Here is a 12378-nt window from a genome sequence, read left to right as displayed (position 1 = left end):
CACCAGATAGCTTGCTCGGTGCGGTAGGCGGTAGTGCTCAAATAGTGGCAACAGGTCCGGCCTGATTGGCGGACAAAACTAGCCCGCCAACCCGATCATTCGCCTCTAAGCTTGTGTCCATTGGTCTTAGCGCATCAACAAATCAAACACCACCCGGGCAAATTTAGCGGCTTTGGCGGGGTCGGACAATAATTGCAGCATCTGGTTTTGGTGCGCTTCGCCGCTGTCGATGATGGCATCATCTATCGCCTTATTGAAATCACCCAGCATCGCCTGTTCCGGTGAATTGGTTTCGATTTGTTTCATAACCGTGCGGTTTTCGCTGATCTTATCCCTGATGGTATAGGCATAATTCACCATGTCGTTTTCGGTCAGGTTGTCGGTGATGAACAGCTCGTTTAAACGGCTGATTAACTGCGAGAGAAATTCTTCCTGCCTATCCTTAGCTTTACCTGATCCCAAGCCTTCGCCCGGTTCCAATTTATAATCGGCGGCATTTTCTTGCAGCTTGAGTTCTTGTTGGCGAATGATCGACAAACGGTAATGGCTCAGCACCACGTTGCCCAAATCCACGCCATCTTCTTCCATGAAGGTTTCCCGCAACAAAGGCCGCAAATGCCGTGCGTACAAGCTGAGTTTTTCCAAACTTTTATCATCGTAATCGACAATCTGCGACATAAACTCATAAAAACGCGTGAACGTGCCCAAATCCTTTTTAAAAATTTCCAACGCGTCTTTTTCTTTCTTGCAGGCTTTAAAACTATTTTCAGCATTCGCCATCAACACGGCATCGGCAGTTTTCTTGGTGCGCTCAAACATATCCTTGGCTTGTTTATACGCCTCGACTGCCGATTGGTAACGCTTTTGCCAACGCTCCACGGCGGGTTTGCAGATGTTCGCCAACGCGGCGTTGCTTTTGCTTTTGACAATGAACGCTTCACAAAACTGCTCCACCTCCTGCCAAGTGAAAATCCCTGCCGCCCGCAGTTTCTCGAACAAATCAAAAATCAAATCCAGGTCTGAGACATCCGCCAATTCGGCGGTTTGGTAATACGGCTGAAACGCGGCGAGGATGTCGTCCGGTTCATTGAAAAAATCCAACACAAACGTTCCCGATTCGGCTTTGCCAGGATAGGTGCGGTTCAGGCGTGACAAGGTTTGCACACACTCCACGCCGCCCAGCTTTTTATCGACATACATCGCGCAAAGCTTAGGCTGGTCGAAACCGGTTTGAAATTTGTTGGCGACAATCATGATTTGAAAGTCATCCGAATCAAATGCCTTACGCAAATCCCGCCCTTTTAGGTTAGGGTTCATCGAGGTTTCGGTAAATTTTTCGCCCAGCAAACCTGCCGCATTCGGATCTTTATCAGAAAATTCCACTTCACCCGAAAACGCCACCAGCGCATGGATGTTTTGATAGCCTTTGGCTTTGATGTAGTTGTCAAAACCCAGCTTATAGCGCACCGCTTCTTTACGCGAACTGGTCACGACCATGGCCTTGGCCTGACCGCCCAACAGCCCCATGACGTTGGCTTTAAAATGCTCAACAATCACCTGCACTTTTTGCGCGATATTGTAATCATGCAGCCGCACCCATTGGTTGAGCTTCACTTTCGCCCGTTTGCTTTCCACTTCTTGGTCGGCGGCCTGCACCTTTAACGCCAACTGATACGCGGCTTTGTAGTTGGTGTAATTTTTCAATACATCCAAAATAAAGCCTTCCTCAATCGCCTGACGCATACTGTAGACATGATAGGCTTCGGGCAAATTAGTTTTCGAGGCGGGTTCGGCGGGATTCGGCAAACGGCCAAACAATTCCAAGGTTTTGGCTTTAGGCGTAGCGGTAAAGGCAAAATAACTGACATTGCGCGTAGCACGGCGCGAAGCCACCACCGCATCAAGGACATCTTCATAATCCAATTCAGTTTCATCTGCGTTGCCGTCCACCATCAGCACTTTTTTTAACTGCCGCGCCGTAGAGCCGGTTTGTGACGAATGCGCTTCGTCGGCAATGATCGCGTAGCAACGTGCTTTTAAGCTCAGATTATTTTCAATCGCCTTCAAGACATACGGAAACGTCTGGAGCGTAACGATAATAATCGGTTGTGACTTTTCCAAGGCCGCCGCCAATTTCTCGGATTTGGAACCGTCACCTTCTTTGTTATTGATGCGCCCGACCACGCCATCGACATGCTCAAACTGATAAATCGTATCCTGCAATTGTTCATCCAATACCGTGCGGTCGGTGACGATAATCACCGAATCAAATTGCTTATTGCCAGCGGCGGTATACAACGACGACAACTGATGCGCCACCCAAGCAATCGAATTAGATTTCCCCGAACCCGCGCTGTGCTGGATCAGGTATTTCTGCCCCGTGCCTTCCGTGCGGGCCGCCGCCACCAATTGGTTGACCACACCCCATTGATGGTAACGCGGGAAAATCATCGATTCTTTCTTGTACTTGCGGCCTTCCCAATCTTCCTTTTCCTCAATTTGCAAATGCACGAAACGGGCAAGAATCGTCAACAGATTGTCCGGCAACAGCACCTCGTTCCATAAATAATCGGTCGCGTATTGGTTGACATCTTCAGGGCTGTCATTGCCCGCGCCGCCGTCTTTCGTGCCTTTGTTAAACGGCAAAAACACGGTGTTTTCAGCGTCCAAACGCGTCGCCATAAACACCTCGTACTGGCTGACGGCGAAATGCACCAAAGCCCCGCGCTTAAACGTCAACAATGGTTCCGGCTTTTTAGTGGTCGGGTCGATAGGCAAACGCGTGGTTTTATACTGCTTGATCGCCAACTGCACCGCTTGTTTAAATTCTGATTTCAGCTCTAAAGTCGCAACGGGCAAGCCATTAACAAACAACACCAAATCAATCCGCCAAGGCTTAGACTTTGCACCCGTATCCGCTAAATGCTCTGCCGTCGCCCACGGGCTGTACACCAATTCCGGCACAATGCGGCAACGGTTTTGTTGGTAACGAGCCAAGGTGCCGGGGTTTAAGTCGTGTTCGGGTTTAAACTGGCACAAGCGAAACCGCGTGCCACGTTCGCGCAGCTCATGGCGTAACACACCCAACGTACCGAAGGTGCGCAACTCTTTATGCGCGGCGTTCGGATCGGTTTTGTTCAGTTGCTTGGCGACCCGCTCCAAAAATTTTTCTTCTGGGTTATGCGGGTAAAGGGCGCAGAATTTCTGCCATTGGGCTTCTTGGGTGTCCTGCACAAAACCCAAAACATCTTCGGGATACAAAGCATATTCACGGTGATAATGTTCGGATTTGCCCAACAGCCAGCCGTTTGCGAGGAACTGGTTGATGATGTCGTGCTGGAAAGGTTGCTCGTTAGCTTTGCTCATCATTTCCTTCCATTGTACGGGTATTGTTTTTTTCCAATTCTGGATGGAAAGCTTTTAATACGTCTAACATATTTTTTTCATGAGCTTCCATAGATTTTTGATCCCATTGTAAGGAATTTCCTGACCCCTCTTTAAAAATATGAGCAAGCTTTAGCGATTCAATCATACCCTTATCAAGTTTTAGGGTAAATTCGGCGGCTTTGACCGATGGGTCTTTATCACTGTAACTGGAATTGGCGCCCACAGAAATTAAAACCAGATTGCCAAACCGATCCAGTAGCGCCCCATCAATATTCCCATTATTCTGGCTTTGTGGGCTGACATGTTCAATGGATGTGACATGGCGCATTCGAAAGCTAAGGTTATTTTTAATTAGCTCCGGTTTGTCACAATCAATTGTTTTATCCTCTTTATCTTCGTTAAACCATAACTCCCACAAGCAATATTCCAATTTGAAAAACCAATAATGAGGGACTTTTGTGCCTAAGCCCTTACCTTTTGCCCCCACTATTTCTTCTAAGGTATTGCCGGACAATCGCTTTTCAGCATAGTGTTTATCTTGTTTCTGTAATTGCGCCAAAAACAGTGAGCCATTATCGTCTTTTGCCACCACACGGCTTTTACTTTCCACATCTTCACGCACTAATCCCCTGAGCACCTCTGTCAACCAAGGTGCACGGGTGGTGTCTTGGCTAAAATACATCATGGTTTGCAGCATAGTGATGGAATTCCACGTTTTCCCTGTACGTTTAGCTCGGTTATCGGGTTTTTTAGCCGCCAAATGTGACCAAATTTCCCAACGGGCAAACTCACTGCCTTCATCGACATGGCCTTTAATCACAAAATTATCGAGTAACAATCGGCATTCCAATAAACAGCCAATAAACGCTTTGCACACCAGCTTATTTTTAAAATCCAAATTGTTTTCAAATTGACCAATCAATTTCTTATCATCGACCGATATGTCTTTGGACGCATCATCACGCGGTTTTTTTAATGCGAATATCCTCAGCACATGCAGCAAGAAAACAGGAAAAGACACGACACTCTTGTATTCTTTAGACGATTTTGGGTCTTCAATTTCTGGTTTCGAAATGGCAACATTAAGAAGAATATTTTCTAAGGTAAAATCTTCTGGCTTATTGTCAGAACTATCACTTGGATTTTTATCCACTAATTCCTCTTTTAATCCCTCCTTTATTTTGGTTTCATTCAAACCAATCCTGCCATAATCAAACCTTCCCTGAAATAGCTTTGGCACATAGCCATTAATGTCCGCACACAAATCCCATGCCTTGGCGTAAATAGACCGTGACTGCTCATCCATGCCATTCAGCAGTTTTGCTTTTAAGATTTCATGTTTTTCCAATTGGATGCCACGGCTATTCATGGTGTCGAAAAAACGGTTTTTATCAGTTCCAGCATGTAGCCGGGTAATCACAAACGTGGCTTTTGACCAAATATAGTCACTAAAACCTTGAAGTTCGCAGGCAATATTTTGTGGTTTAGAAAGCTCGGTTTTTTCATAACCCTCGTTTTTAAAAAATTCGCTGATTGTGCTGCGGGCAACCGACATCGCCTCATTTTTTACCCAACCGTTGCAGTCACTATCACACGATTTAGCGCCACAGTCGCAACGCCACTTCTGAATGAAACGGCTTAATGCCGCTTTGTCATTTTCCCGACCTGAAAAATCGAGCCTCGCCACACGCGAAGAAGCCTCACCCAAGGCCATAAATGCTTTCCAACATTCAACGCTGGAAGTGTCAGTTAATGCTTGGACTAACACCGATGCGATTAACCATAACGTTGTCATCCGTTGCTGTCCGTCTATCAGCTCTAAAGTTTGATTTCCGTTTGCCTGCTTACTAGGGCTGACAACCACCGCGCCGATAAAATATTCTGACTGTACTGGGTGTTTGTAGGCTGCCCACAAATCCGCCAACAAGCGCTCAACATGCTGATGTTCCCAAGTGTACAAGCGTTGGTAAATTGGGATTAAAAACGGCAAATTAATGCAATTGTCACCATACACCAGTTCTTTGGCACTGTATTTTAAAGTGCTTAAACCATGCTCATTATTGGTCATTTAAACCGCCGTAGTTTTTGACTATGCTGTCCATGACAGCCGATAGGGATGTTTCAGGGCGTCCAACACGAGCAGAACCGGAATCGTGACTGTAAAACGCTTTTAAATACCGCCAGATCACACCTGATTTTGCTTTCAGGATACCAGTCAATTCCCCCCTTTTTTTATCGATAACGACGGCTTGCCTGTCGCATTGCTCTTCAATGTAGGCCAAAGCGTGTAAAGAAACTGGGCATTCCAGCAAAGCCTCAAATACCGGATGATCCGTAAAATGCTTTTCAACCGAATCCCTGCGCAATGTGTCAGCGGTAATACGCAAACTAAACACAAATTGATCACTAACGCCGACAAAACGCTCAAAGTTCACATCTTCACCAAAACGGTCTAAATAAAACACCACCAATGCCAACCATATTTCGATCAACCGTGAATAGCCGGCGCTTTGGCCTTGTTCCACTACCCGATGCCGCCGTAATAGCTTTTGTGGTGTAGTAGGATTTATCGGGCCAATAAAATCCGGCTCGGTAACATCTACAGGGAAATAACGTAGATACAATTCGGTATATTTAGCGACATAAAAGAAGAACTGCTCACCCCCCACTAAGGGTTGGTTTAATTGCAAGGGCAACTGGGTGACATCGCCAGTTTTATACACTAGGCTACTGTTATTAAACGCACTTAATTCAGTAGAAAACTCAAACGGGACGGTGTTAAAGCTATTCGGAAGATGTTGCACTTGCCAATCACGGTAAAAAGCCACTGCCGTAGGAGGTGAAAGTGCAATCTTCATGCTATTTGCAGATGTGCGCACCGCAAACTCACGTGCCAATTGCAAACTTTCCACATTTTTTTTACGTTGGCGTATGCGTGTTCTGGCTAAAATTTGTTCCGTCAAATAATAGGCAAGGCGTTGGCCATTACCCACTTTTTGCTTTTCGTAGCGTTCCCAAAGGTAAGAACAGCCCATACCAACCGCAGGATCAGAGACAATGCCACGCAAATGCCTTGCTTTGAGCAAATCAAAATCGCTCAACCGTTTACCGGCACTGTTCTGGCTGTCAAAAAAGGCAAAGGCCTGATCAATCGAATCAATAGAAATCACCACAAATTCCATTTTGTCCCATAAAGTATCGAGCATGGCCTTAAAATCGCGCTTTTGCACAGTATTCAAATAAGAATGGATGTGTTGGTAATTAGCCTTTAGGGAATATTGTGATTGGCTATCCGGAAAATGGGCCTTCATCAAGCCCAGTGCGGGGGCTTCATTGGATGATGCGAATTCATATAAGGCTTTTAACAACAGAGCCAACGTTAAACAACGTTGCTGACCATCAACCAAATTCGCTTTGCCGTCATCCTGATGCAAAATAACCGTGCCTAAAAACAACGGTGGTTGCCCCTTGCTTTTTAGCATGGCCTCAATATCCTCCAATAACAACGCCACTTGCTCTTTACCCCAGCAATAACGGCGTTGATAATCAGGAATCGCTAAAGGCAGTGCCATTAATGTCCGCAGCGTATGTTTGTTTACCTTAACACCGTTTTTGTTTTCATCCGTTTGGGTCATGAGTTCACTGCTTTGCTAGGTTTATGAGCGGTGTGACAGGATTAAGGAGTTTGCCCGTTCTTAGGTCGATTTTGATGATTCAGACAAGCTGGCACAATGTTTTTGACGGGATTCGGGTTTCGCTATTTCATCCGCCTGCGGTATTGAAATCGCGGACATCGATTTTTCCGGTGACGGCGGCGGAGATTAGGGCGGTTCGGCGTTCTTGTGATAAGAAAACTTGTTTTTCAGAAAGATCAATTAACAAATCAAGTTTTTTATTTATAGCGACAATATGAGAAATAATCGCTTGTTGTTCTTTTAAAGGTGGCACTGGCAAACAGTAAGATTTTATATCTTCGCATGTTATTGCACCTTTAGTAGAACCTGCTCCAGAAGATTCAAATCTAATTCTCTCGTACTGGCTTGTTATCCAATAAAAAAGATATTCGTGATGTAGCGATTCATCATTAATCGAAATTCCAGCTAGATGTTGGTTAATCGTAGCCGAAATTTTACAAATAGCCACTCTCCCCCTAGTTTGCCCTTCTCCAGTTATTGCAATAACAAGATGATTTGGTTTTACTTGTTTAACACTTGTTTGGCTAACTGCTAGGGGTGTTATAAATTGGTCTGTTTGTTGAATATAGATGTCATTAACTTTTGAGCTGTTTAGCCATCCTACTGTTCCTGATTCCCAATATGCAGGATTATCTCTCGATGGCGTTGCGCCATTTGAAATAGATGAATAATAACCCAGTTTTCCCACCGTCCAGTGTTTTGGCAATTCATCAAACCACTCAACCCCAGAATCACGCATAGGCACATCAGGATTTAAACCTTTGGTGACGGCGTGGCTAATGACGGCTTGGCGTTTTTCTTTTAGCAGTTCGATAAGCCGCTGTTGTTTGGCAATCAGGGCATCAATTTTAGCGGTTTCGTGGTCGAGGAAATTGGCGATTTTTTCTTGCTCATCTAAATGAGGAGATGGTGCAATAAACTCATTAAAGGCTTCCGTTGGGAGTCTCCATCTTCCAATATTCGCCGCTCCCTGCCCTAATGGATAAAATATCTTGGCTATATAGCAAAGCTGCAATAAATAAAGACAATACCTTTTGTTTGAGTCTTTATCTTCAAGTGAGAAAACGCGGTAATCAGGACTCGTTACTCCATTATATTTTGAAAGATCAACAAATCCGGTTAACAAATCCATGTGATTCATAGCAAAATCGTTTATATAGACTAATTGATACTTCGAGTAGTCCATTGAAAGCTGACCATCGCCACTTTCAGTATCTTTTATTTTTACTCCCTTTTGAGTAATCGAAAGAATATCGAAGCCGAGTTTTCCTGCAATCCTTTTTCTTATTTGAAAGATGTTTTTAAATCTATTGAGTTTCCAATGCAACGGAATTTCACAAAGCCAGGAAATATCGGAATCCTTATACTCAGAATAAACCCGATATTTCATAACCCACCGCCCAATTCATTTTCCAGCTCTTCAATGCTGGGCAGCTTGGATTTCAGGTTTTGCGGGAGCGATTGCGTCAGTTGGTATTCCGATACGCCAATGGGCTTTTGGATGTCGCTTAGGGCATATTCTGCCACCAGCTTGTCTTTGTTCTTACAGAGTAGGATGCCGATGGTGGGTTGATCTCCTTCTTGGCGGAGCGATTCATCAACGGCTTTTATATAAAAATTTAGTTTGCCTGCGTGTTCTGGTTCAAAATCAATAGCTTTAAGTTCTATCACGACATAACAATGCAATTGGATATGGTAGAACAATAAATCCAAGTAAAAATCGCGCTCGCCAACTTGTATGGGTACTTGTTTGCCAACATAGGCAAAACCTGCGCCTAGTTCTAATAAAAATTGGGTGATGTGGTTGACTAGCCCTTGTTCCAGTTCGCGCTCGTTGTATTCGTCGGTGAGCGCCAAAAAGTCAAAGATATAGGGGTCTTTCAAGGTTTGTTGGGCTAAATCGGATTGTGGCGAGGGTAAAGCTTGGTCAAAATTGCTGAGCACTTTGCCTTCCCGATGCCACAAGCCGCTCTCCATTTGATGGATGAGCACACTGCGGCTCCAACCGTGTTTTTGGGTTTTAGCCACGTAATAACTGGCTTCATCATGACTTTGGCTTTTGCTGAGAATGGCGAGATTATGTCCCCAAGGGATTTGCCATAATTGCGCAACAGGTTGTTGCGCAATTGCCGGATGCGTTGACCAAAAGCGGTACCATTTGCGGATTTGTTCTAAGTTGCGCTTAGAAAAACCTTTCATTTCAGGAAACTCAGCCATTAAGTCTTTACTTAATTGGGCTAAAAAACCATCCCCCCAGCTGGCTTGCGCCTGTCTTAGTACAATCTCTTCGCCCAATTCCCAATAAAATTGCAGCAGTGTGGCGTTGATGCTAACGGCGGCTTTGATTTGGGTCTGTGCGACTTTTTGTTTTAGGTCTTTAAGCCAGCGTTTGTAGTCGCTGTTTTGTGTTAAGTGTGTGTTGGGCGGCATCAGGAATGCACCTCTTGCAATAATTTCATGATCTCGGCGCTGACGGCATCCAAGTCGGCATCTATTTCTGCCAAATCCCTAGGCGGTTGGTATTGGTAAAAATGGCGGTTAAAGGGGATTTCATAGCCGACAATGCCGATTTCTTGGTCTTTGTGGTCTTTTTTGCTGGCATCTATCCACGCATCCGATACATGGGGCAGGACTTCTTTGCGGAAATAGGCTTCGTTGATGGCATTGACCGATTGGCTGGGGTCTAGGGCGACATTTTCGTAGTCGCGCAATTCGCTGTCGGCTTGGTATTCGAGGACTTTTCCATCTACGGCGAACAAACCATACAGCGGGTTGGCGGCGCCGTTGTGGATTTTTTTGATGACTTTTTCGGCTTCGGGGTTGCGCCAGCTGACCGCGTCTTTGAGCTGTTTTTTTTCTTTGGCATCCAAGCCCAGCGCGGCGGTTGTGCAGGCGGTTTTTAGCAAGTCATCGTAACAGTTTATGTCATCGTGTTGCGCCGTGCCGAGGGTCTGTTGCAACAGCCGGGCTTTTAGCAGCAATTGGCGTTGGCTTGTCCAGGTGTCGCGTGCTAACAAGTCTTTGATTTGTTTTTCTTTGAGTTCGCTAAAGTGGGTTTTGAGGTGTTTGCGGATGGTGTCTTCGTGTTGGCTTAAGTTGCCATAATGGGGGCAGATTTCGGCATCTGTCCAGTTATCGGCGGTGGCGTATTCGGCATACAGCCATTGCATGGCGGCGTTTAAGGAGCCTGCGGCAAAGCGAAGCCCGTCAATGCGCCCGTCACTGAATTGGAAGGATTCCCGCAAGGGGCGTTCGATGGTGATGCGCCGATAGCCGAATGCGTAAGTATTAAAGATTTTACTGGCGAAGGTTTTCGGGGCTTCGGTTTTGGCGTTGCTAGATTGCCGCCCACGGTTGCTTTTGGGTTCAGCGGGTTTGTCCAGTTCGCAGGCATCAATGGCGATAAAGTCACCGAAGGCGCGGGTGACGGTGGCGATGTCACTGTCGTCCATTTCGTTGCGTTTGGAGCCTAAGGATTTGCGCATTTTGCCGCAGAGATTGACGGCGTTGATGAGTTGCACTTTGCCTTTGCGGGCGCGGGCTTTTTTGTTGGAGAGTATCCAGATATACGTCGATATGCCGGTGTTATAAAACATGTCTGTAGGCAGGGCGACAATGGCTTCGAGCAAATCGGTTTCTAAGATATAACGGCGGATTTCCGATTCGCCGGAACCCGCACCACCCGTAAATAGAGGCGAGCCGTTAAGGATGATGCCGATGCGTGAGCCGCCCATACGGGACGCTTGGTTGTTGTCAGAGACATCACGTAGTTTGCTGATGAGATGCAGCAAAAATAATAGCGAACCATCAGAAACGCGCGGCAGACCCGCACCGAAACGGCCATCAAAACCTTTTTGCGTGTGTTCGTCTTTGATGTCCTGTTCGATTTTTTTCCAATCGACACCAAACGGCGGGTTGGAGAGCATGTAATCAAATTTGTCGGCGTAAAGCTGGTCGTTGGATAAGGTGTTGCCGAGTTTGATGTTTTTGACTTCTTGGCCTTTGATGAGCATATCGGCCTTGCAGATGGCGTAGCTCTCCGGGTTCAGTTCTTGCCCATAAGCCCGCATCACCGCTTGCGGGTTGAGTTCGTGGACGTATTCCATGCCCGATGACAAAAAGCCGCCCGTGCCTGCGGTGGGGTCGTAGATGGTGCGGATGATGCCGTCTTGGGTCAATGCGTCATCGTCTTCCATGAACACCAGCGAGGTGGTCAGGCGCACGATGTCACGCGGGGTGAAATGTTCACCAGCGGTTTCGTTGGAACTTTCCGCAAAACGGCGGATGAGTTCTTCAAACACCAAACCCATGTCGTGGTTGGAAATGGCTTGCGGGCTTAAGTCAGTCAGCCGCACTTTTTGGACGATTTTATAGAGTAAGTTAGCATCGTTCAGTTGGGCGATGAAATCGGCAAATTTGAAATGTTCGAAGATTTCCCGCGCGTCTTTGGAAAAGCTTTGGAGATACGATTCCAGATTGGCGGCAATGCCCGCCTCACCGAGTTTGGATAAGTCCATCTTGGATGTGTTGTAAAACGACAGGCCGCCCGTGGCTCGTAACAGCAATTTCTCTTGTGCCTCTTCAGGCAAATTCATGGCTTGGACTTTTTCCACTTGCGCCAGCACGTTTTCTTTCGTGCTTTCCAACACCCCTTCGAGGCGGCGTAGCAGGGTGAACGGCAGGATGATGCGCCCGTATTGGCTTTGTTTAAAATCACCGCGCAGCAAATCGGCTAAAGACCAGATAAAGGCGGCGAGGTTGTTGGTGTTTTGGGTCATGGAGGAGAACGGCTAATGGGTTGAACCAACCCCCTGTCAATCAGCTGCCACATTCACTTTACGCAGGGATTTGCGCATCGTGAAAACAAGGTGGCATGATAAAAACAATAAAACAGCAAAGCCCTATAGAAACGGACAAAGCTAGTTTGGGGTGTCTGGTATTTAGGTAGGCGGAATTATAGCCGAATTGCCGCTATGGATGGGCGTTGCCGCAACAGCTGAGTTACATCGGTTCAGTGGCGTTTCACGGCAACATGGGTTTTACCATCTCAAATGACCCGCTTTCTTATCAACGTTGGCTAAACTATTTCATTTCCGCTGCCCAAAGAAATAATTTGCCCAACGGAACTGATGGCAAAAGCAGACAGGGGCAATGCTTTTTATGGCTGCCAGAATGTCTTAAATACGAAGGAGGCTGTCAAAGTATTCGTGGATTCAACTCCGAAGTGCAATCCTAGTCCCCTTATGCCGCATAACATATGCGGTGTGTAAGGTCGACTGTAGCCACATCATGAGTG

At 46.3% G+C, this 12378-nt stretch carries 6 protein-coding genes; all 6 read right to left on the bottom strand.

The genetic code is table 11. The features are described 5' to 3' along the window. Positions 1–126 precede the first annotated feature (126 nt). The 6 genes from ACYQ1O_RS16160 to ACYQ1O_RS16135 all read right to left on the bottom strand — a co-directional run bounded on the left by ACYQ1O_RS16160 (position 127) and on the right by ACYQ1O_RS16135 (position 11860). The gene (locus ACYQ1O_RS16160) at positions 127–3369 is read right to left on the bottom strand and encodes a type I restriction endonuclease subunit R (protein WP_459993226.1); all 3243 of its coding nucleotides are present in this window, start codon (positions 3367–3369) and stop codon (positions 127–129) included. Further along, a complete protein-coding gene (locus ACYQ1O_RS16155) occupies positions 3353–5455 on the bottom strand; it encodes a GmrSD restriction endonuclease domain-containing protein (RefSeq protein ID WP_459993224.1) in 2103 nt (700 codons plus the stop codon). Before ACYQ1O_RS16155 ends, ACYQ1O_RS16160 begins: the two co-directional genes overlap by 17 nt. After that, positions 5445–7022 carry a DUF262 domain-containing protein gene (locus ACYQ1O_RS16150; protein WP_459993222.1) on the bottom strand — a complete coding sequence of 526 codons (1578 nt, stop codon included), beginning with the start codon at positions 7020–7022 and terminating at the stop codon, positions 5445–5447. Before ACYQ1O_RS16150 ends, ACYQ1O_RS16155 begins: the two co-directional genes overlap by 11 nt. Before the next feature lie 127 nt (positions 7023–7149). Next, positions 7150–8472, bottom strand: a complete 1323-nt coding sequence (locus ACYQ1O_RS16145) for a restriction endonuclease subunit S (RefSeq protein ID WP_459993221.1) — start codon at positions 8470–8472, stop codon at positions 7150–7152. Continuing rightward, positions 8469–9512: a PDDEXK nuclease domain-containing protein gene (locus tag ACYQ1O_RS16140; RefSeq protein WP_459993220.1), complete on the bottom strand. Its 1044-nt coding sequence runs from the start codon at positions 9510–9512 to the stop codon at positions 8469–8471. Before ACYQ1O_RS16140 ends, ACYQ1O_RS16145 begins: the two co-directional genes overlap by 4 nt. Next, on the bottom strand, positions 9512–11860 hold the full coding sequence (locus ACYQ1O_RS16135) for a type I restriction-modification system subunit M (RefSeq protein ID WP_459993218.1): 2349 nt from the start codon (positions 11858–11860) through the stop codon (positions 9512–9514). The genes ACYQ1O_RS16140 and ACYQ1O_RS16135 overlap by 1 nt, the downstream gene beginning before the upstream one ends. Positions 11861–12378: the final 518 nt, after the last annotated feature.

It is taken from the genome of Methylosoma difficile, assembly GCF_054657615.1.
The sequence above is the reverse complement of the archived record's forward strand: the minus strand, read 5'-3'. Positions and strand labels throughout refer to the sequence as shown.

Excerpts from the sequence above, each read along its gene's own strand:
- ACYQ1O_RS16155 (WP_459993224.1), bottom strand. The coding sequence starts at position 5,455 with ATGACCAATAATGAGCATGGTTTAAGCACTTTAAAATACAGTGCCAAA.
- ACYQ1O_RS16145 (WP_459993221.1), bottom strand. The coding sequence starts at position 8,472 with ATGAAATATCGGGTTTATTCTGAGTATAAGGATTCCGATATTTCCTGG.
- ACYQ1O_RS16140 (WP_459993220.1), bottom strand. The coding sequence starts at position 9,512 with ATGCCGCCCAACACACACTTAACACAAAACAGCGACTACAAACGCTGG.
- ACYQ1O_RS16135 (WP_459993218.1), bottom strand. The coding sequence starts at position 11,860 with ATGACCCAAAACACCAACAACCTCGCCGCCTTTATCTGGTCTTTAGCC.
- ACYQ1O_RS16150 (WP_459993222.1), bottom strand. The coding sequence starts at position 7,022 with ATGACCCAAACGGATGAAAACAAAAACGGTGTTAAGGTAAACAAACAT.
- ACYQ1O_RS16160 (WP_459993226.1), bottom strand. The coding sequence starts at position 3,369 with ATGATGAGCAAAGCTAACGAGCAACCTTTCCAGCACGACATCATCAAC.